Here is a 22,284-nt window from a genome sequence, read left to right on the forward strand (position 1 = left end):
TATCTCATCAACCGAATTTATTATAGAGCCGAAATTCAATGCTGGCGAGTGTATCAATTAAATGCCTTTTCCGATTCCGAATCCGAAATAAAGGATTGCGATAAAGATAACTAAAATAATACGGTAAATCGCAAAAGGTACCAATTTAATACGGTTAATTAAGTTTAAGAATAAGCGGATAGATAATAATCCGAATAAGAATGCGGCAATAAAGCCGATTAAGTAAAACGGAATGTGATTTAAATGAATATATTCCATATGTTTTACCAATGATAAACCACTTGCGGCTAACATAACTGGTACAGCCATAATAAATGTGAAGTCAGAGGCAGCTTTATAGTTTAATTTCATTAATACCCCAGTTGAAATTGTTGAACCGCTTCGACTGAACCCTGGCCACATCGCAACTGCTTGTGATAAACCAATAATAAATGCTTGAACATAAGTAATTTGATCAAGGTGCTCACGGTGTGCATAACGACGGCTGAACTTTTGTGCGAAAATCATATAGAACGCACCTAATAAAAGTCCAATCATAACAGTCGGCACACTGAATAAGTATGTTTCGATTAAATCATCGAATAATAAACCTAAAACACCAGCAGGAATCATCCCTACTAAAACGTGCCAAATCGTTAGACGTTTGTGTTTAGATTGAGCCGTTCTGCTTAAAGTTTCTCCTTCAGTATGTTCCGTAGATGGTGCAGTATGTTTATACTTTCCAAGATGGAACATTTCAAAATAACGGTTTCTAAATACCCACGCTGCCGCAAATACAGAACCTAACTGTATGACGATCTTAAAGGTGAATGCGGATTCTGATCCTAAGAAGCTCGTCGATTTCAGCCAGATGTCGTCTACAAGAATCATATGTCCTGTTGAGGATACAGGCGCAAATTCTGTCAAACCTTCGACAATCCCCAAAATCAGCGCTTTGAGTAATTCTAACAATAACATAGTGTACCTTCCTTATTTCAAAATATATTTTGTATGAATGTATGTAAATACCAGTTGAAACAACTTTTATGATAGCACATAAAAAAATCTTTGTGCTACTAATTCTCGTAGTAAATTGAAAGATAAGACTTAAGATGTAGGTCTTTCAAAAATTATGACAAAACTTTGAAGGTTAATTTCTTATTTGAAATTAATTTTGAGTCGAATAAATTGAAAATTCTACTTATATGTTTTAAGTTGAAGATAAGACATTTTTGACACAAATGACTATTAAGGACATAAGACGTCCTGATATCTATTAATTAAAGATGAAACGACAGTAAAGTGGGTGGGACAAGTATGCATGACATACATACGTGTTCCACCTTTATTGTGTCAAAATTAATCGATGCCTGATTAAATAAAAAGGGTGAAAAAAGATGAAACATTTAATGCGTTACGCACTGAAATACAAGCAATACCCCATCGTCATGGGTATCATTTGTGCACTATTAGCTGTGATTGTAGTCGTACAAAATGTGACCATTGCGAAAGTGTTAGATAAAATGCTGATTCAGAATTCGCATCATTACCATATTTCAACGTTATTGATGATTTTATTGGCCGCTTTATTATTACGTGCAGTATTGAATATGTCCAATCAATGGATGGGGACAGAACTCGCATATAAAGTGAAAGGCACACTGCGTCGTCGTATGGTAGATCATCACACGAAACAACCTGTCGGTGCTCAAATGAGTGTGATGACTGAAAGCATTGATGGAATTACGCCATTTTATCAAGATTACTTACCTCAAGTGTTTAAAGCAGTACTTGTACCTGTAGTGATTATTATTGCGATGTGTTTTATTCATTTGAATACTGCGATTATTATGATGGTGACAGCGCCTTTTATTCCTGTGTTCTATATCATTTTCGGATTAAAAACACGTGATGAATCTAAGGAACAAATGACTTATTTAACACAATTCAGCCAGCGCTTCTTAAACTTAGCGCAAGGCTTAGTCACTTTAAAATTATTCAACCGTTCTAAACAAGCTGAACAAGCTATTTATCAAGAAAGCACACGCTTTAGAGATTTAACAATGAATATTTTACGCAGCGCCTTTTTATCTGGGTTGCTATTGGAATTTATCAGTTTGTTAGGTATTGGTTTAGTTGCGCTAGAAGCAGGGCTTGGTTTGGTGCTCTTTCATAATCTTACTTTCGAAACAGCTGCGATTGCGATTATTTTAGCACCAGAGTTCTACAACTCTATTAAAGACCTTGGCCAAGCATTCCATACTGGTAAACAAAGTGAAGGAGCAGCAGATGTCGTATTCGATGCGCTTGATCAAGAAATGGATGACGCTACTTTAACCAAACAACACGTCAATCCTAAACAAGAGGCGTTGATTCAGTTGGAACATGTATCTTATCGTTATCCAGAAGCAGATAGAGCAGCAGTTAAAGATGTGAGCTTTAATATTTATGAAGGTGAACAGATTGCCTTAGTCGGTCCAAGTGGTGCAGGGAAGACGACACTTTCTGAATTGATTTTACAGCACAGACAACCGACAGATGGCTATGTTTCTTTTCAATCCGAACACTTAAAAATGGGTGTGTTGAGTCAACAACCTTATATTTTCAATGCGACAATTAAAGAAAACGTCTCAATGTTTGAAGCGGTTGAGGATGAAAAGGTGATTGAGGTGTTAGCAGCGGTTGGTTTAATGGAAAAAATCAATCAATTGCCTCAAGGTATTGAAACGTATATCGGAGAAGGCGGCGAGATGTTATCAGGCGGGCAAATGCGTCGTATTGAATTATCGCGTGTATTGTTAGCACAACCAGAATTGGTTGTTTTTGATGAGCCAGCCACAGGTTTAGATGTTTGGACAGAGCGTACGATTCAAGAAGCACTGAATACTTATTTTAAAGAAAGTACCGTTATTATGATTGCACACCGTGAAAGTACAATTCGTATGGCACAACGTCGTATTTATATGGAAGGTGGCCATATGATTACAGATGATCAAGTCATTTCCACGCAAAGAGACAAAGGACGTGATAGACAATGAAACGACGCGGCATTCAATTTAAGTTAGATAAAGATTTAGCTTTAGCGATATTGTTTGGAGTCATCGGTAGTTTAGTCGCAATCGGTATGTTCTTTTTAAGTGGTTTAATGATTGCGCAAGCTGCGAAAAATGTACCGTTATATGGTTTGATTGTCTTAGTGGTCAGCGTGAAAATGTTTGGGATTATCCGTGCGATTATGCGTTATTTTGAACGTTTATACTCACATCGAACAACTTTCACGATGTTAAGAGACGTCAGAACACAATTCTTCAAAGGCTTGATTCAAGTTGTACCGGATATTTATCGTAAATTTAAATCCAGTGATTTGATTGCACGAATGGTATCACGCGTTGAAGCGTTACAGAATATTTATTTACGCGTTTATTATCCGCCAGTGGTCATTGGTATCACGGCAGCTATTACGATATTAACCTTGTGGTTCTTTTCTTGGATGCATGCCGTCTTATTATTAGTCAGTATGTTGATTTCATTAGGTGTCTTACCTTGGATTTCTGCGAAGCGTGCACAATTATTGAACGCACGAGCAGCTCAAGATGAATCATCATTTTTAAGCCGCTTCTACGACTATAAAGAAGGCTATGAAGAACTAGCACGATTCAAACAATTAAAACCTTATCATCAATCTGTACTTAAGGCACTCTCTAAATACAGCCATCAACAACGTAATGAACAACGCTTCTTAACGCTTTATGAATTTATGTTAGATTTAGTTTCTATGTTAGCCTTGTTCTTTTGTGTTTGGTTAGGTGTCATACAAGTTCAAAATGGACAATTAGATGTCATCTATTTAACAAGTATTGTATTGATGTTGTTGACGTTATTTGAACAAGCGGTAACGATGAGTAATGTGGCTTACTTTAAAGCAGATACAGACCAAGCATTAGTAGAAATTGAAGAGGTCTTGCAAGAAGTGCCAGAAACACCTGAAAGTTCAAAACAGGTGAATAATACGCAGATACTAGCAGTTGATGATGTGACTTTCCAATATGAACATCAAGTTACAAAGGTATTAGAACATATTCAATTAGATATCCAACCTGGTGAAAAGCTTGCGATTATCGGACCTTCAGGTTCAGGTAAGAGTACTTTACTGCAAGTGCTGGCTGGTTTATATCAAACAACACAAGGTTCTGTTACTTATCAAGGTCAATCAGTATATGAGATGTCTGAAGCGTCTAAAGCAGAGACGTTTAATGTCTTATTGCAGCACCAACAACTCTTTGATGGCACAGTGCGTGATAATTTATTATCAGATTACAGCGATAATGAAATGCGTGCTGTCTTAGATGACTTAGGTTTAGCGTATATTGATTTAGACTATGAAATTACCATGAGTGGGGAAGGGCTATCAGGTGGAGAATTGCAACGGATTTGTCTTGCGAGATTATTCTTAAGAACAGCACCTGTTTGGCTGATAGACGAACCGACACGTGCATTAGATTGGCATAATAGCCATCGTGTGATGCAACGTCTCTTTACCGAAAGTGAGACGCTTATTGTCGCAACGCATGATTTAGAATTGTTACCTCAATTTGATCGCATTATCGTCATGATTGAAGGTCAAATTATTGAAAGTGGCACTTATGACAGTTTGCTTCAACAACATGGTGCACTTTATGACATGGTGACTTTAAATCGATAAGACTATGTATTTACTCAAAAGATAAGCACACTGAATCCAACGCTGAGAAGTAAAATGAAGAAATAGAAAAAGCGGTTGAGACCTCTATGACAGAAGTCTCAACCGCTTTGTTTTTGCTTTATTTAAAAGTGAAAAAACTAAAAATGCAAGTTATCACTCTAATTTTAATGGCATTCGAAATTATGAGTTTTGCTTAGTTAAAGAATCAATCAGTTTATCTAATAAACGATTCAATTCTTTTTCTTCTTTTTTGTTTAATCCTGAGATATCGCCTAAGTGGTTACAAGCACCGCCTAGATCTTCTTCGATTGCTTCGCTCTTTTCAGTTAAGTGAACAAACACTTCACGTTGATCGACTTCAGAACGCTCTCTTTTGATTAAATCTACTTGTTCCATTCTTTTTAAAAGTGGGGATACTGTACCAGTATCTAATGCAAGTTCAGTAACGACTTTCTTCACATTAACTGGTGATTCTTCCCATAAAATTGTTAATACTAAAAACTGCGGGTAAGTTAATTTGTACTTCTTAAAAACGTTATTTGAATAGTAGCGATTTACTTGTCTTTGAGCGTTGTACAAACTAAAGCATAAACGTCCGCCTAAATTAAGTTTTTCAGTCATAAGTTCTCCTCCAGACATTCTATCCGTTATATTTTTCTGTGTACCGGAATTCGTTCCGTCTTGTTGTGAAAGTTTGAGCAGTGACAAAAATGGAAATTTTATCTATTTTGTCGACTCCTCACAAGCCATGTTAAAATTAAAGCATGCATTGATTTTAGAAGATATCTTGCATTAAATCAAGTTGTAACATAATATAATATGTCCATTAATGATTGTACCATTAAGTCCTTTAGAAATGAGTGTTAAAAATGGAACGAAATAATAATAGTAAATTATCTATTTGTATTGTAACAGGTTTTCTAGGAAGCGGTAAAACGTCTTTCCTTAAATATTATACTGAGCAATTATTAAAAAGAGATGAGAAAATCACTGTAATTATGAACGAATTTGGTGATTTCGATGTCGATAGTAAAATTTTAGGAGATAAAGTTCAAACGATTTCCTTGCAGAACGGATGTGTCTGTTGTGATTTACAACAAGACCTTATCGCGCAACTATCAGCAATAATCAATCAAAATCAGTCACAATTCGTCATTATTGAAGCCACAGGGATTGCACATCCGCTTCAACTCATCCAAGCTTGCTATGATCCATTGCTTACTGACTATGTGAATCCGCCGCTTGTGGTCGGTTTAGTTGATGCACCTAGATTTTTACATCGTGCGGATTATTCTGAATCAACGCAAGCATTGATGGAAGAACAGCTTGCAGTCAGTCAAACGCTGATTGTCAATAAGACAGATTTAATCAGCCAAGATGAGCAACAAGTGCTGATCGAAGCTTTAAAACAAATCAATTCGAATGATGCCATCTACTTTACAACCTATGGTCAAGTCAATATTGATGAATTGCAGGCGTTAGAGCCAGTCAATATGAAGCCAAAACACCAACATTTACATCATCATGGTATCAGCTCAATTGCGTATACCTTTACTTCGCCTATAGATAGACAAATGTTTTACCAGTTTATCCTACGTTTGCCAGACAACGTCTATCGTTTGAAAGGTTATGTAAGATTCAGAGATGCACCAGAAACAACGTATTTATTCCAATTCGCCAATGGGCTGCCAGATTACGAGCCGATTCAAGATGAGGTGCAAAATACTATTGTATTGATTGGTGAACAACTCGATAAAGAGCGTTTACGCAATCAATTAGATGCATTGCAGTTCACTTGAAAATTGACGTGCATATCAAGGTAACACTATAATGAATACAACGTTTAATAGTACAAGGAATTTGTAGGGAATACAATACTAAAATATTTTAATCCATTATGCATCCCTACTACACTATAGTGAACCTCATTTTTAAATTTAGCAAGCGCTAACATAAGTTGTAATAAAAATGAAATGAGTGAGAGGGGTAAACGCAATGGATCGTGTTAAAATCAATCGTAACGTAACTTATTCAAAGATGATTCAAGGTTTTTGGAGATTAAATGATTGGCAGATGACAACCCAAGACTTAAACCGTTATTTGCACCAGTTAGTCGAATTAGGTGTAACGACAATGGACCATGCAGATATTTATGGCGATTATCGTTGTGAACAGTTATTCGGAGAAGCATTGGCTTTGTCACCTGAACTCAGAGACCAAATTGAATTAGTTTCGAAATGCGGTATTATCTTGCCGACCGATCAATTCGCACAATTTGATGGCCATCGTTACGATTTAAGCAAACAACATATTGTAGAAGCGGTGAACCGTTCATTGCAGAATCTACAAACAGATGTACTTGATACGTTGTTGATTCATCGTCCATCTCCGCTCATGGATCCAAATGAAGTCAGAGATGCGCTTGATGTTTTAGTAGAAGCAGGTAAAATTAAATCATTCGGTGTTTCTAACTTTAATAACACACAGTATGATTTGCTGAACCAAGGTATTAAATCACATAAACTGCATATCGCAGTGAATCAACTAGAAGTTTCACCGTATCATGCAGCACCTATTTATGATGGAACAATTGATCATATGTATCGAGATGACGTTAAAATTATGGCATGGAGTCCGCTTGCAGGCGGTAAATTACTGAATGTAGAAGATGCTAAATCTAAACGTGTCATGTCTATCATCAGCCCACTTGCTTATAAATATAATGTGGCTCCAGCTAGTATTGTCACAGCGTGGTTGGTGAAACATCCAGCTACGATAATGCCAATCATGGGTACAAGTCAAATTGAACGTATGCAAGATGCGGTAAAAGGGTTAGAACTGACTTTAACAGATCAAGAATGGTTTGATATTTATGTTGCAGTCTTAGGTCAAGACATCCCTTGATAAGTGAAATAAAGGAGAATAAGAAATGAATTCAGAAGAACAATCACGTGCGCGCATGCGCTTTGAACGTAACCTTATCGTCTTTCCATATATTATTTTTGCGATTATCGTCTTTTTCTTTACGACGATTTTTTCAGCACCAACTGTTGTACTGACATTATTCGGTATTTTCTTTATCTATAACGCAGTGTTATTATTCGTTGCGTTTATTAAGCATTACACACGTACGATGATTTTATTATTAGTGTTAACAATCTTCGTCGGTCTCATGTTTACCATCTCAGCAACTGCGCAATTTGCGGGCAGATACTAAGCAATTAAATAAGTAAAATAACTCCCTCTATAAGTGTTTTTCAACACTCTATATAGAGGGAGTTTTGTATTGTCATAAAGAATTCAAAAGAAACGAAAACGTTTTCTTTATTAATAGGACTAGCTTTGATATTCTTAAAGTAAATAAGAATGTATAAAGAAAAATAAATTCGTATTGAGGGGGATTCAAGATGGGGAAAAGAAAAGTCGCAATTATTGGTGCAGGTCATACAGGTGCAACCTTAGCATTTATGTTAGCTGAAAAAACTTTAGCAGATGTGGTGTTATTAGATAAACCTGAAAATGAAAAACCAGCACGCGGCAAAGCGTTGGATATTTCGGAAAGCGGACCGATTTTCAATTTCAACAACAAAATTAAAGGGACATCTGATTATCAAGATATTACTGGTTCAGATATTGTGGTGATCACTGCAGGTGTCGCACGTAAACCTGGAATGAGTCGTGATGATTTGATTCAAATTAATGAATCGGTAATGGCACAAGTGACAGAGGGTATTAAAACTTATGCGCCGGACAGCACGATTATCGTGTTGACGAATCCTGTGGATGCGATGACATATGCAGTATATAAATTGTCAGGTTTCCCTAAAAATCGTGTGTTAGGTCAATCAGGTATTTTAGATACAGCACGTTATCGTACATTTATCGCAGAAGCATTAGATGTTGCGCGTACGGATGTTTCGGGATTAGTACTAGGTGGCCACGGAGATACAATGGTACCGTTATTAAGTACGACTACAGTAGGTGGTGTGCCAATCACTGAACTATTGGAACAAGATAAAATCGATGCGATTGTGGACCGTACGCGTAAAGGCGGAGCTGAAATTGTCGGCTTGCTTGGCAACGGTTCAGCTTATTATGCGCCAGCCGCAGCGATTTTTGAAATGGCTGCAGCGATACTTAAAGACGAAAGACGTGTATTACCTGCAATTACGTATTTAGAAGGCGAATATGGCTTTAATGATATTTGTTTAGGTGTTCCGACATTAATCGGTGAAAATGGTGTCGAACAAGTTATTGAAACAAAACTTTCTGATGATGAAAAAGCACAGTTAAAAGCTTCAGCAGATGCGGTAGAAGAAGTAAAAAGTGCTTTAAAGTATTCATAAACTATGTGGTAAAGTAAATTATTATATATTGGAACAGGAGACGGACGATTCTAATGCGTTCGTCTCTTTTTTGTACTTTCTCGTTTTATTGTGAAAAAATCTACAAATTTTCGAATAACCCTCTTTTTGTAACCGCATTCTTGTTATAATGGACTTGAAAATGATTAAATATTTCGAAAAATGGTGTGCGAATGTATGGGACTGGATAAGCGTACCGTCTTTTCAAATATTTAAAATACGTACTTCTTGAGTACATTAAGCAAATAAGGGAGGAAATCAATATGGCAAGAAAGGAAGCATCAGTGAAATCTGACAAGAAGCAAAAGGGTGTAAAGCCGCTATGGATTATCATCAGTTTTATCGTATTGATAGCGATAGTGTTGATACCAGTGAGCGGTATTCCGGTAATGGCTAAAATGTCACTTGCGATTTTAGCCTTTGCGGTCATTATGTGGGTGACGGAAGCGGTCTCTTATCCAGTATCCTCAACGATGATTGTAGCTTTGATCATACTATTATTAGGATTTAGTCCTGTACAAGATTTAGCAGAAAAACTAGGGAACCCTAAAGCAAATGGTGCCGCTTTACATGGTGCGGATTTATTCGGAACAGGCAATGCTTTGAAGTTAGCATTCAGTGGTTTCTCAACTTCAGCAGTTGCTTTAGTAGCAGCAGCGCTATTCTTAGCAGCTGCCATGCAGATTACTAATTTGCATAAACGTTTAGCATTATTGGTCTTATCGATTGTGGGTAATAAGACTAATCGCATTGTGGCGGGTGCAATTATAGTATCTATTATTTTAGCGTTCTTCGTACCATCTGCGACAGCGCGTGCCGGTGCAGTTGTACCTATTTTGTTAGGGATGATTGCGGCGTTTAAAGCTTCTAAAGAAAGTAAGCTTGCAGGTTTATTAATTATCACTGCAGTACAAGCAGTATCTATTTGGAACATCGGTATTAAGACAGCAGCGGCTCAAAATATCGTTGCGGTCAATTTTATCAACCAAAGTTTTGGTCATGATATTTCATGGGGACAATGGTTCTTATATGCAGCACCTTGGTCTATTTTAATGTCGATTGCACTTTACTTCATTATGTTGAAAGTTATGCCGCCAGAACAAAAAGAAGTGAAGGGCGGTAAAGAATTAATTCAGAAAGAATTAAATAAATTAGGCCCAGTGTCACCACGTGAGTGGCGTTTGATTGTGATTTCTGTTTTATTATTATTATTCTGGTCAACTGAGAAAATATTACATCCGATTGATTCATCTTCAATCACTTTAGTTGCGATGGCAATTATGTTAACACCTAAAATTGGTGTGATGAGTTGGAAAGAAGCGGAGAAACATATTCCATGGGGAACAATTATTGTCTTTGGTATTGGTATCTCACTCGGAAACGTATTATTAAATACTGGCGGTGCGCAGTGGTTAAGTGATAAGACGTTCGGTTTAATGGGCTTACAACATTTACCATTGATTGCGACAATCGCATTGATTACTTTATTTAATATCTTAATTCATTTAGGTTTCGCAAGTGCAACAAGTTTATCTTCTGCTTTGATTCCAGTCTTTATTTCTTTAACAGCAACATTACATTTAGGCGATCAAAGCATCGGCTTTGTGTTGATCCAACAATTTGTAATTAGTTTCGGTTTCTTATTACCAGTAAGTGCACCACAAAACATGTTAGCTTATGGTTCAGGTACATTTACAGTTAAAGACTTCTTGAAAGCAGGTATTCCATTAACAGTAGTAGGTTATATCTTGATTCTGATCTTCAGTTTCACATACTGGAAATGGTTAGGTTTAATATAAAATCATAATGAATTCAAAAAGACGATGGCATCAGGTCCATCGTCTTTTCTATAGAAATAACATGTAGGTTTTAGTATTACCATACAAAGAAACACACATAAAGCGCTATATATTCTACGAACGTTAAAAGATACATATATTTCAAACGTAGTTTTACATTGAATGGTACTTCCCAATTCGGATACTTTTGTTCAAAATAAGCGATTTGAAGCAAGTAGATGCCGATACCTAATGGCAGTAGCATTAAACCGATACTGACAAGAAATGAAAAACCAATCTCATGGATAAAGTGTCCGATAATCAATTGGATAACTATCAGTACCGCAATAAAAACAAGAAGTTGCATTGTCATTTTGCCATGCGCACTCCTTTCACCATGATCAATATCATTGCTTGTAGCAAGGTCATAACGAATAAGAAGAAAAGACCTTTCGCGTCTAAGAATTGAACAACATCTCTGATAATAGAAAGTGGTTGAGTGACTAAGTAGACACTATGGAATCTCAAGAATCGTCCCATCGCAATTCCTAAACTATTCGCAAACATTAAGCCAATGACGATAATGTAATTGAATAAAGGTTTATTGGTTAAATGGAATAACTCAATGTTAATCAAAATATAACAATAAACTGCAAAACAGACGCCACCGACTAAGAAGGTAAAGTACAACCATTCTATAGGTCTGACCCCTTCCATAATCGTAAATGCAAATTGATTAAGATGGATAAGGTCTGTCACCATATAAAAGGTATTCGGGAAGATTAAGACAAAGATTGCTGCGAAAACAATAAATAGCGGCCATTCGAAACGTCGCTTCGGTATAAATAGCTTAAGTAACCAAACGAGTTCAAAAGGAATATATGCTAAGAATAAGTTTAATGCCATGAATTGGTAAAATTGATTTAAAGGCAATGTCAGCAGCATTAATATCACAAATAATATGCGTGCAATATAACGTGATTGCATTTCAAAGTCCTCTCTTTAAACATCCCTGTTAACGGATGGATTATCTGAAAACAACAATACTCGTGTTTCAGACGTATTTAGATGAATATATTACAGGTTTTCAGCCTAGATATCAATTAAAAGTATAGCATTTAAAAGACATGTTAAGCATAGAAAAAAGAAATGAGGGGAGAATTAGACTAAAATAATTCAATATTATTTGATTGAGCCGCAGAATAACTATGGTGTATAATAGGTAGTCACGAAAAATTTGACTGAATCAAACAACGCAATAAAGGAGGAAATCATGAGTAAGCAATTAATCACCTTATATTTTAATATTTTTCTAGTCTTCTTAGGTATCGGATTAGTTGTACCGGTGTTACCTGTCTATTTAAAGGATTTAGGTTTAAATGGAAGTGATTTAGGTATTCTTGTTGCGGCCTTTGCGTTAGCGCAAATGGTAATTTCGCCATTCGGAGGCAACTTAGCTGATAAATTAGGGAAGAAATTAATTATTTGTATCGGTTTAGTACTATTCGCTGTTTCTGAATTCATCTTTGCGATGAGCAGTAACTATCCGCTTTTGATTGTTTCAAGAATTATCGGTGGTTTCAGTGCAGGTATGGTAATGCCTGGTGTTACAGGTATGATCGCAGATATCTCACGTCCTGAAGATAAAGCGAAAAACTTCGGCTATATGTCAGCAATTATTAACTCCGGCTTCATTTTAGGACCGGGCTTTGGCGGCTTTATGGCAGAGTTCTCTCACCGTTTGCCATTCTACTTCGCTGGGAGCCTAGGTGTCGTAGCATTCTTTTGTTCTTTATTCTTTATCCAAGGTGCAAAACGCGAAACGACAGATGGTTTCCATACAGTTATCGAACCGCAAGATTTAGCTAAAATTAATATCAAAGCTTTTATTACCCCGGTAATCATTACGTTCGTTTTAGCATTCGGACTTGCAGCATTTGAAACACTTTATCCATTATATACTGCAGATAAAGCACATTACGCGCCAAAAGATATTTCTATCGCAATCACAGGCGGTGGCTTAGCAGGTGCGATCTTCCAAATCTTCTTGTTCGATAAATTTATGAAGTACTTTAAAGAATTAACATTTATACAATTATCACTGCTTTATTCAGCAATTATGTTGTTTTTATTGATTGTTGCACATCATTACTGGTCAATTATGATTATCAGTTTTATAGTATTTATCGGTTTTGATATGATACGTCCAGCTATAACGAATTACTTCTCGAATATTGCGGGTAATCGTCAAGGGTTAGCAGGAGGCTTGAACTCTACCTTCACAAGTATGGGGAACTTCGCAGGCCCGCTCGTTGCAGGTACATTATATGATGTGAACTTAGAATTTCCATTGTATATGTCCGTGACAGTCATGTTATTAGGGATTGTGATTATTATGGTTGAGAAGACCATTAGAAAAAACAGAAAGTTGAAACAAAGTTAGAGTATGATATAGAAAGTGTGCTGTTGTGTTTGCAACAGCATGCTTTTAATATTTATTTATCTGAAAAATTTGAAAATGACATTGACGAAATGTGTCACTGGTGGTAACCTTAATACAATTCAATCAAATAGAACTCTTATCAAGAGAGGCGGAGGGATGTGCCCGACGAAGCCCAGCAACCATCGTGTAAACGAAGTGGTGCTAATTCACAAAAAGTCATAGACTTTTGAAGATGAGAGAAAGAATGAAAGCTTTCTCTTACTTTAATGAGAAGGCTTTTTTCTTTTGGTAAAGGTGATTTGATAAATATTACATAGGGATGGTGCAGTGGAAATGAAGAAAGTAAGTAGTTTAATCGGGTTATTGGTATTACTGGTCGTACTCGCAGCGTGCGGCAAAGGTGGAGACAAGGAGGAAATCACAGTAGCAGCTTCTCCAGCTCCGCATGGTGAGGTATTAGAACATGCGAAAAAAGCTATGAAAGATAAAGGGTATGATTTAGAAGTTAAAGTCGTTAATGATTATAAAGTACCTAATAAATTATTAGATAAAGGAGACGTGGATGCGAACCTTTTCCAACACGTTCCTTATTTAAAGGCTGAAAGAAAGTCACATGGTTATAAAATTGAAGAAGTCGGTAAAGTCTTCACAACACCAATGGGTGTTTACAGTAAAAAATATAAAAACATCAAAGATATTCCAAAAGGTTCAACAATCTATGTTTCAAACAACCCCGCTGAAGAAGGACGTTTCTTATCTTTCTTCGTTAATGAAGGCTTAGTTAAAATCAAAGATGGCGTGAAAATTGAAGATGCGAAATTCGATGACATTGTTGAAAATAAAAAAGATTTAAAATTCAATAATCAACAAGGTGCAGAGTTCTTGCCAAAAACATATAAAAGCGGTGAAGGTGCTGCTGTTATTATGAACTCAAACTATGCGATTGATAATGGTTTAACACCTTCGAAAGATGCGATTGTGATGGAAAATGAATCATCACCATTTGCGAATATTTTAGCAGTTAAAGAAGGTCATAAAGACGATAAAAAATTCCAAGAACTCATCAAAGTATTACAGTCTAAAGACATGAAAGAATTCATTAAGAAAGAATACGGTAAAGACGTAATACCATATGAAGCGAAGTAAAGGAGTCGAATGAATATGGCTAAATTAGGAATTATTGGTGTAGGACGTGTAGGCAGCCAAGTCTTAACTGATGCACAATATTTAGGACATTTTTCAGAAATTGTCGTGATTGATACGAATGAAAACTTAGCACAAGGTGAAGTGTTGGACCATCATCACATACAAGGTTTGAATCATACACATCGCACAAAAATTCATGTAGGCGGTTATCAAGATTTAGTGGATGCGGATGTGGTGATTGTGTCAGCGAGTGCGGCTTCGACACCAGACATGAAAGATCGTACCTTACTTACTAAAGCGAATAGCGTTATTGTGAATGATGTGTTTAGACAATTATCAGCTGTGACGAAAGAAGCTATCGTCATTTTAATTTCAAATCCAGTGGATGCGATGACGTATCTTGCGCATCAAGCAGGCTACCCATCTGATAAAGTGATCGGTACAGGTACCATTTTAGAGTCAGCACGTTTTTGTACTTTAATTGCTGATCACTACAATGTGGATCCTAAAGATGTAGAAGGTTTTGTATTAGGAGAACATGGTTCACATTGTGTGCCAATCTGGAGTCGCGTGCGTATTCATGGGATTGAATTACCAGAATTTGAACAATTAACGGGTCATGCGCCAATTGACCGCGGAGCGATTTCTACGGCAATTGACGAAGTCGCGTTTGATGTCTTTAAGAAAAAAGGTTGGACAAACTCAGCGATTTCAAGAGCGGCTGTTCAACTTGCACAATCGATTTTATTTGATGAACATAGTATTGAACCCGTCAGTGGATTAGTTCAAGGTGCTTATGGATTAGTCGATGGTGCATTAAGTTTATTGACACTGGTTGATAGAAACGGTGTGAAACAGCGTTTGCCGATTGAGTTGTCTAATGAAGAACAAAAACAACTGGAAGCGGCACATAACTTCATTCAAACTGCGATTGAACAGGGCGAAGCGGCAATTCAAGCACAAGTATAACCGTCATATAAACGAGCAATCTAACATCAGGTTGCTCGTTTTATTTTTGTAATAATTCTTTGATAATCATACTCAATCGTAATATATTGTCATACAAGACGCTGCTTTGTCATTTTATGAGTATGATAAAAAGAGAATATAATTTAATTTAACTTCTGAAAGACAGTTAAAACACTATTGAAAGCTCTTACACAACTCAACTTTATCTCACTACATTTCGTGTCGGTTCTGTTACATATGTTACGTATATTACATTTGGTTTAAATAGCTTACTACCTACCAAAATGTCATGTTTTTTATGTTAATATTGAAATCACGAAATAGAGGTTAAGAGGTATTAGGAATGAGAGCGTTTATTTTATGGGTGTCCGCTGCCATTCTTTCATGTTGTTTGATTTTCTTATTAGTATTAGTCACAAATGAAAATGAACTCGCAAAATTCCAAAATGGAGTATCTACATTTATGCAAAGTGACAAACAGGTCTCATCTGATTATTCAGCCTCAGATGCACCGCCAACATATCGTAAAGCGGCAGGGGGACCATCAACACAACATGCAGACGCAGCGCATAAGAGTGAAGCTGAATCTAGTTCATTATTTGTGATTTCATTAACTTCCATCACAAATGAATTAAGCCATCAATGGCTTCAGCATTTTCCAAAACAAGGCAGTTATGACAACTGAACTCACTTATAGAGTTGAAGTTATGTCAGAACGCCTTGTTTTTTTATGTCAAGATTTGTGTTCGCATGCTATATTAAGAGTGAGGTGAATGCAATGAAACAGAAGAAAACAAATGCGATGCGTATTTTAGATCGCGAAGGCATCGATTATGAAATGCGTACATTTAAAATGGGTAAAGATCATATTGAAGGACAAGAAGTCGCAAAACTAATTGATGCTAATCCAGATCAAGTGTTTAAAACACTCTTATTTATTAACAATAATCACGACCCATATGTGTTTGTGATTCCAGTAGAACATCATTTAGATATGAAACATGCGGCACAAGCAGTAGATGAAAAGAAACTGCATTTGCTTCCGCTAGATGAGTTGACGAAAGTAACAGGTTATATTCGTGGCGGTTGTTCCCCAATAGGTATGAAACATCTATTTCCAACAGTGATTGACCAATCCGCGCAACAACATGAGAAAATATTTGTAAGCGGAGGTCTGCCTGGTGTCCAAATGGGTGTGAATGTTTCAGAATTAATTCAAGCAACGAAAGCAAAAGTAGCGGATGTTGCGACACATGAAGCAAATTAAGATGAGCAGTGTTGATGAGCATTTGCTCATCTTTTTTAATAGTTTATGATTGTTTTTGAATGATTTTGAAAGTTTTTGGTTGAAAATGATTAAGAAAGCGCTTATAATAAAGAAGAAATGAGGTGGCGATATGATAACGCAGAAACGGTTTGAACTAATCATACAACTATTAAAAGAAAAAGAATTTTTAACACTACAAGAAATAATTGATTTAACAGGATGCAGCGCTTCGACAATTCGCCGAGATTTATCTAAGTTACAAAAAATGGGTAAATTACAACGCGTTCATGGCGGTGCCACGCTCAAAACAACAGCCTTGAGTGAACCGAAAATGTCAGAGAAGAAAGAACGTAATTTACAAGAAAAACGTGAAATCGCAAAAATCGCAGCTGCACAAATTGAAGACCGTGATTGTATTTATATTGATGCAGGGACATCGACTTATGAAATGATAGAACACATTACAGCACAAGAAATTGTCGCAGTTACTAACGGATTAACCCATGTCGAAGCATTATTACAGCGTGGAATTAAAACGTTGATTATTGGCGGAGATGTAAAAGCAAGCACATTAGCTTCTGTCGGACCGCGAGCGATTGAAACTTTGAAACATTATCATTTTGATAAAGTTTTCATCGGCATGAATGGGATGAATACAGAAGGTAAATTGACAACACCAGATGAACAAGAAGCTTATGTGAAAGAAACTGCAATGAAAGTGGGACATCATATTTTCGTCTTGCTTGATAGTTCTAAATTCGGACCTACGTATTTTGCATGTGTCAATGTACCGAAAGATGTACCGTTTGAAATTTTGACTTCAAAAAAAGCGCTAAAACGTTCAGATATGAAAGCATATCGCAACCATTATTCGATAAGAGGAGTGTAATAAAGTGATCTATACAGTAACTTTCAATCCATCGATTGATTACATTATGAAAGTAGACACGTTTCAAGAAGGCGGACTTAACCGTGCGAAAGAAACGTATAAATTTGCAGGAGGCAAAGGGATTAACGTTTCGCGTGTACTGAACACTTTAGAAACACCTTCGACTGCATTGGGATTTGTTGGTGGATTTCCTGGGAAATTTATCCAAGATGCTTTACAACAAGCTGGTATTAAAAATGATTTTATTGAAGTAGAAGAAGATACACGTATCAATGTGAAATTAAAATCAGGTCAAGAAACAGAAATCAATGCAGGTGGACCTACAATTTCAAATCAAGCGTTTGAAGCGTTATTAACACAAATTAAAAACACGAATGCTGATGACACTGTTGTTGTGGCAGGAAGTGTACCGAAAAGTATTCCTGATAATGCCTATGAACAAATTGCGAAAATCACACAAAAAACTGGCGCCAAATTAGTTGTAGATGCTGAAAAAGACTTGGTTGAGACTGTATTACCATATACCCCGTTCTTTATTAAACCGAATAAAGATGAATTAGAAGTCATGTTTGATACAAATATCACTTCTGATAATGATGTAGTGACACACGGAAAAGCTATTCTTGATAAAGGTGCACAAGCAGTGATTGTTTCACTTGGCGGTGAGGGTGCAATTTACATTGATGCTGAACATTGTATTAAAGCTTCTGTACCAAAAGGCAATGTATTAAATACAGTGGGTTCTGGAGATAGTACTGTTGCAGGTATGTTAGCAGGTTTAGCACAAGGTTTTGATGTACATGAAGCATTTCGTAATGCCGTAGCCTCTGGAACAGCAACAGCGTTCAGTCAAGATTTAGCAAACAAAGAAATGATAGAAAAAGTACGTTCTGAAATTGAATTAACGGACTTGAAATAGGAGTGAGGAAAATATGAGAATCACTGAATTATTAACGCGAGAGACAATCGCGATGGATTTAGATGCGACATCAAAAGAAGGTGTCATTGATGCTTTAGTGGATCAATTAGACCATGCAGGTATTTTAAGCGATGTCAAAGCGTTCAAAGAAGCGATTATGGCACGTGAAGGGCAAAGTACAACAGGTATCGGTGAAGGGATTGCGATTCCACATGCGAAAGTTGACGCAGTGAAAAAGCCGGCTATTGCCTTCGGTAAATCAAAAGCCGGCGTAGATTATCAAAGTTTAGACGGACAACCTGCACACTTATTCTTTATGATTGCAGCACCTGAAGGCGGGGCACAAACACATTTAGACGCGTTAGCTAAATTATCTGGTGTCTTAATGGATGACGATGTCAGACAAGCATTGTTAAACGCAGAAACACCAGATGAAGTTTTGGCAATTATCGACCGTGCAGACGATGAAGCACCAGATGAAGAAGAGGAAGCAGCGCCAGTTGAAGCGAATAAAGACGCTGAATCTGAAGAGCCATATGTTATCGGTGTGACAGCTTGCCCAACGGGTATTGCACATACGTATATGGCGAAAGATGCTTTATTGAAACAAGCGAAAAAAATGGGCGTCAAAATGAAAGTTGAAACAAACGGGTCAAGTGGTATTAAAAACCGTTTAACTACTGAAGATATTGATAAAGCACAAGGTGTTATTGTTGCAGCGGACGTGCATGTAGAAACAGATCGTTTCGATGGCAAAAACGTCGTAGAAGTTCCTGTTGCTGATGGCATCAAACGTCCAGAAGAATTAATCGACCTTGCTTTAGCAACTGACCGTACACCATTTAAAGCAAGAGAAGGCAGAGGTAAAGGTCAAGCAAGCGGTAAACAAGAAAAACAAAGTGTCGGCAAAACAATTTATAAGCACTTAATGAACGGTGTTTCTAACATGTTGCCACTTGTAATTGCCGGTGGTATTTTAATGGCAATTGTATTCTTGTTCGGACCAAACTCATTCGATCCGAAATCTTCAGAGTATAATGCATTTGCTGAACAATTGTGGAACATTGGTAAGAACAGTGCGTTCTACTTAATTATTCCGATTTTATCAGCATTCATCGCACGCAGCATTGCTGAAAAACCAGGTATGGCAGCTGGTTTAGTCGGCGGTATGTTAGCAATGAGCGGTGACTCTGGATTTATCGGCGGTATTATTGCCGGTTTCTTAGCAGGTTATTTAACAGAAGGCATCAAAGTGATGACGCGTCGTATGCCACAATCACTTGAAGGTTTAAAACCAACATTAATTTATCCAATTTTATCTGTCACTATTACAGGTCTGTTAATGGTGTATGTATTTAACCCACCAGCAGCTTGGGTGAACCATTTATTATTAAACGGTTTAAACAGTTTATCAGGAGCAAACATTATGTTACTTGGTTTAGTGATTGGTGCCATGATGGCCATTGATATGGGTGGTCCATTCAACAAAGCAGCTTACGTATTCGCAACAGCGGCATTAACAGAAGGTAACGCTGCACCAATTACAGCAGCTATGGTCGGCGGTATGATTCCACCGATTGCATTAGCACTTTCAATGTTGTTCTTTAAACGTAAGTTTACAAAAACACAACGTGGTTCAATTGTACCTAACTTTGTGATGGGTGCATCATTCATTACAGAAGGTGCTATTCCATTTGCGGCAGCTGACCCAATTCGCGTAATTCCGTCAATGATGATCGGCTCAGGTATCGGCGGTGCCATTGCACTTGGCTTAGGTTCATCTATCGGAGCACCGCATGGTGGTATCTTTGTTATCTTAGGTACTGACTTCTCCCATTCATTACAAACAATTCTAGCGATTTTAGTCGGCGCAGCCATCTCTGCAGTGATTTACGGATTCCTTAAACGTAAACCGACAGCAGACGAAATTGCCGCATCTGAATCAATGGATGAATAATGAGTTGAATTTTACGAGAATTTAGCGCATTATAGTAAAGGCGTGCTATTAGAAATGACACGCATCACGAATCTAATTTACTGTGGTAGGTAAATGTATATTCGAATAAACAGTTAAGAGAGAGACAGCCTGTTTATCGGGCTGACTCGCTTCTTAGCTGTTTATTTTTATTTGTAAAGAGGTATCATAAAATACCAAAAAAATAACTTGAATTCAGTCTGAAAAAATTACTATTTGAATGGTGATTATGATATGATAATCTTGTTAGATTTTACGCTAGTTGGGAGGTGTCGCTGTGGAAATGGGAAGGATGAACTAGGCATTTGTCACTTTGCTCAAAACGATGCGCTAAACATCATTGCCGTACATAGCGGCATATAACTTGGAGGTGAATCCCTAGCAATAGGGAACTAATTGGATAGTACGACCATAATAAACTTGTTAATATTTATATTTTTAATCGCACTGACTACTGTGTTTGTTGGATCAGAATTTGCTTTGGTGAAAGTCAGAGCTACTAAAATTGAAGAAATGGTTGCAGAAGGCAACGGCAGTGCGGCTGTCGTCAAGAAAATGATTTCAAATCTTGACTACTACTTATCAGCATGTCAGCTCGGTATCACTGTTACATCTTTAGGACTAGGTTGGTTAGGTGAACCTGTCTTTTCTAAATTATTACATCCTATTTTTGAACTGATACCGTTACCCGATGCTTTGAATACAACTATTTCAATCGTTATTTCATTCTTAGTTGTGACATATCTGCATGTAGTATTAGGTGAATTGGCACCTAAAACATTTGCGATTCAGCACACTGAGAAAGTTGCGTTACTTTATGCACGTCCGCTTTATTATTTCGGCTTAATCATGAAACCATTAATTTGGTTAATGAATGGTTCTGCACGAATGATTATCCGTCTATTTGGTATTGATCCAGATGAAAACAATGACGCGATGTCAGAAGAAGAAATTAAAATGATTATCAACAACAGCTATAATAGCGGTGAGATTAACCAGACAGAACTTGCTTATATGCAAAACATCTTCTCATTTGATGAGAGACAAGCGAAAGATGTCATGGTCCCAAGAACACAAATGGTCACTTTAAATGAACCTTTTACTGTAGACGAACTATTAGAGACACTTAAAGAATACCAATTCACTCGTTACCCAATTACAGAAGACGGCGACAAAGACCATATCAAAGGTTTTATTAATGTGAAAGAATTCTTGACAGAGTATGCTTCAGGCAAACCTATCAAGATTGCAAATTATATTCATGAATTACCATTGATTTCAGAAACAACACGCATCAGTGATGCATTAATCAGAATGCAACGCGAACGTGTACACATCAGTTTAGTTATTGATGAATACGGCGGAACTGCTGGTATCTTAACAATGGAAGATATCTTAGAAGAAATCGTGGGTGAAATCCGTGATGAATTCGATGATAATGAAGTGAATGATGTGATTAAATTAAATGATGACACATACCAAATCAATGGTCGTGTGTTGTTAGAAGATTTAACAGATCAATTAGGTATCGAGTTTGATGACTCTGAAGATATCGATACAATCGGCGGATGGTTACAAGCACATAATACAAACTTACAGAAAAATGACTACGTCGATACGTATTTTGATCGCTGGATTATTTCAGATATTGAAAATCACCAAATCATCACAGTCATTTTAAAATATGAATATAACGCTGAACGTCAGTCTCTTTCAGAAGAAGATGAAGACGATGACAACAATAATAAAAGAAACAAAAGAGATAAAAAAGATAACGATGAATAATCGTAATACTGTCAAATCCCTTTTAGACCGTACTTGAACTGCTTCCCGTCAAGTAGACAGGTAAAAAC

At 36.9% G+C, this 22,284-nt stretch carries 20 protein-coding genes and 1 riboswitch; of the genes, 16 read left to right on the top strand and 4 right to left on the bottom strand.

Translation table 11 applies throughout. The features are described 5' to 3' along the window. Positions 1–57: 57 nt before the first annotated feature. The gene (locus tag HMPREF2937_RS07870) at positions 58–957 is read right to left on the bottom strand and encodes an undecaprenyl-diphosphate phosphatase (protein ID WP_070864348.1); all 900 of its coding nucleotides are present in this window, start codon (positions 955–957) and stop codon (positions 58–60) included. Positions 958–1,376: 419 nt separating this feature from the next. On the opposite strand from HMPREF2937_RS07870, the gene HMPREF2937_RS07875 reads away from it, so the two are divergent. Together HMPREF2937_RS07875 and cydC are read left to right on the top strand one after the other, a co-directional pair. Continuing rightward, complete coding sequence (locus HMPREF2937_RS07875; protein ID WP_070864349.1) at positions 1,377–3,017, top strand: ABC transporter ATP-binding protein/permease; 1,641 nt, start codon at positions 1,377–1,379, stop codon at positions 3,015–3,017. Beyond that, entirely contained in the window at positions 3,014–4,681 is a 1,668-nt protein-coding gene (gene cydC, locus HMPREF2937_RS07880) for a thiol reductant ABC exporter subunit CydC (protein ID WP_070864350.1), read from the top strand. Before HMPREF2937_RS07875 ends, cydC begins: the two co-directional genes overlap by 4 nt. 180 nt (positions 4,682–4,861) lie before the next feature. On the opposite strand, the gene HMPREF2937_RS07885 is transcribed toward cydC, so the two are convergent. Continuing rightward, positions 4,862–5,302, bottom strand: a complete 441-nt coding sequence (locus tag HMPREF2937_RS07885) for a MarR family winged helix-turn-helix transcriptional regulator (RefSeq protein ID WP_023015420.1) — start codon at positions 5,300–5,302, stop codon at positions 4,862–4,864. Positions 5,303–5,550: 248 nt separating this feature from the next. Between HMPREF2937_RS07885 and HMPREF2937_RS07890 the strand changes: the two genes are divergently transcribed. From HMPREF2937_RS07890 to HMPREF2937_RS07910, 5 genes are all read left to right on the top strand, one after another. Then, positions 5,551–6,480, top strand: a complete 930-nt coding sequence (locus tag HMPREF2937_RS07890) for a CobW family GTP-binding protein (RefSeq protein ID WP_023015419.1) — start codon at positions 5,551–5,553, stop codon at positions 6,478–6,480. Positions 6,481–6,676: 196 nt separating this feature from the next. Beyond that, positions 6,677–7,585, top strand: a complete 909-nt coding sequence (locus HMPREF2937_RS07895; RefSeq protein WP_070625979.1) for an aldo/keto reductase — start codon at positions 6,677–6,679, stop codon at positions 7,583–7,585. 25 nt (positions 7,586–7,610) lie between these two features. After that, positions 7,611–7,898 (top strand): hypothetical protein, encoded by a 288-nt coding sequence (locus HMPREF2937_RS07900; protein ID WP_002481480.1) that lies wholly within the window; start codon positions 7,611–7,613, stop codon positions 7,896–7,898. Positions 7,899–8,088: 190 nt separating this feature from the next. Then, positions 8,089–9,027 carry a malate dehydrogenase gene (gene mdh / locus HMPREF2937_RS07905; protein ID WP_002481481.1) on the top strand — a complete coding sequence of 313 codons (939 nt, stop codon included), beginning with the start codon at positions 8,089–8,091 and terminating at the stop codon, positions 9,025–9,027. Between the two features lie 281 nt (positions 9,028–9,308). Further along, on the top strand, positions 9,309–10,844 hold the full coding sequence (locus HMPREF2937_RS07910; protein WP_002481482.1) for an SLC13 family permease: 1,536 nt from the start codon (positions 9,309–9,311) through the stop codon (positions 10,842–10,844). Positions 10,845–10,920: 76 nt separating this feature from the next. On the opposite strand, the gene HMPREF2937_RS07915 is transcribed toward HMPREF2937_RS07910, so the two are convergent. Both HMPREF2937_RS07915 and HMPREF2937_RS07920 read right to left on the bottom strand, forming a co-directional pair. Further along, positions 10,921–11,196 carry a hypothetical protein gene (locus HMPREF2937_RS07915; protein ID WP_023015416.1) on the bottom strand — a complete coding sequence of 92 codons (276 nt, stop codon included), beginning with the start codon at positions 11,194–11,196 and terminating at the stop codon, positions 10,921–10,923. Then, positions 11,193–11,810, bottom strand: a complete 618-nt coding sequence (locus HMPREF2937_RS07920) for a DUF1361 domain-containing protein (RefSeq protein WP_002481484.1) — start codon at positions 11,808–11,810, stop codon at positions 11,193–11,195. The genes HMPREF2937_RS07915 and HMPREF2937_RS07920 overlap by 4 nt, the downstream gene beginning before the upstream one ends. A gap of 286 nt (positions 11,811–12,096) precedes the next feature. On the opposite strand from HMPREF2937_RS07920, the gene norA reads away from it, so the two are divergent. The 9 genes from norA to HMPREF2937_RS07965 all read left to right on the top strand — a co-directional run bounded on the left by norA (position 12,097) and on the right by HMPREF2937_RS07965 (position 22,216). Continuing rightward, complete coding sequence (gene norA, locus HMPREF2937_RS07925) at positions 12,097–13,266, top strand: multidrug efflux MFS transporter NorA (RefSeq protein WP_070864351.1); 1,170 nt, start codon at positions 12,097–12,099, stop codon at positions 13,264–13,266. A gap of 133 nt (positions 13,267–13,399) precedes the next feature. Further along, positions 13,400–13,505: riboswitch (SAM riboswitch) on the top strand. 94 nt (positions 13,506–13,599) lie between these two features. Beyond that, positions 13,600–14,412, top strand: a complete 813-nt coding sequence (locus HMPREF2937_RS07930) for a MetQ/NlpA family ABC transporter substrate-binding protein (protein ID WP_070864352.1) — start codon at positions 13,600–13,602, stop codon at positions 14,410–14,412. 15 nt (positions 14,413–14,427) lie between these two features. Continuing rightward, complete coding sequence (locus HMPREF2937_RS07935; RefSeq protein WP_070864353.1) at positions 14,428–15,381, top strand: lactate/malate family dehydrogenase; 954 nt, start codon at positions 14,428–14,430, stop codon at positions 15,379–15,381. 343 nt (positions 15,382–15,724) lie between these two features. Continuing rightward, a complete protein-coding gene (locus HMPREF2937_RS07940) occupies positions 15,725–16,066 on the top strand; it encodes a hypothetical protein (protein WP_070864354.1) in 342 nt (113 codons plus the stop codon). A gap of 93 nt (positions 16,067–16,159) precedes the next feature. Continuing rightward, positions 16,160–16,648, top strand: coding sequence for a Cys-tRNA(Pro) deacylase (ybaK, locus tag HMPREF2937_RS07945; RefSeq protein WP_002481489.1), 489 nt, complete (start codon positions 16,160–16,162; stop codon positions 16,646–16,648). A 130-nt stretch (positions 16,649–16,778) separates the two neighbouring features. Further along, complete coding sequence (locus HMPREF2937_RS07950; protein ID WP_070864355.1) at positions 16,779–17,537, top strand: DeoR/GlpR family DNA-binding transcription regulator; 759 nt, start codon at positions 16,779–16,781, stop codon at positions 17,535–17,537. 4 nt (positions 17,538–17,541) lie between these two features. Beyond that, a complete protein-coding gene (pfkB, locus tag HMPREF2937_RS07955; RefSeq protein ID WP_070864356.1) occupies positions 17,542–18,456 on the top strand; it encodes a 1-phosphofructokinase in 915 nt (304 codons plus the stop codon). 13 nt (positions 18,457–18,469) lie between these two features. Next, positions 18,470–20,413: a PTS fructose transporter subunit IIABC gene (locus tag HMPREF2937_RS07960; protein WP_070864357.1), complete on the top strand. Its 1,944-nt coding sequence runs from the start codon at positions 18,470–18,472 to the stop codon at positions 20,411–20,413. A 414-nt stretch (positions 20,414–20,827) separates the two neighbouring features. After that, complete coding sequence (locus tag HMPREF2937_RS07965; protein ID WP_002481493.1) at positions 20,828–22,216, top strand: hemolysin family protein; 1,389 nt, start codon at positions 20,828–20,830, stop codon at positions 22,214–22,216. Positions 22,217–22,284: the final 68 nt, after the last annotated feature.

Source organism: Staphylococcus sp. HMSC061G12, assembly GCF_001838465.1.
Lineage (GTDB): Bacteria > Bacillota > Bacilli > Staphylococcales > Staphylococcaceae > Staphylococcus > Staphylococcus simulans.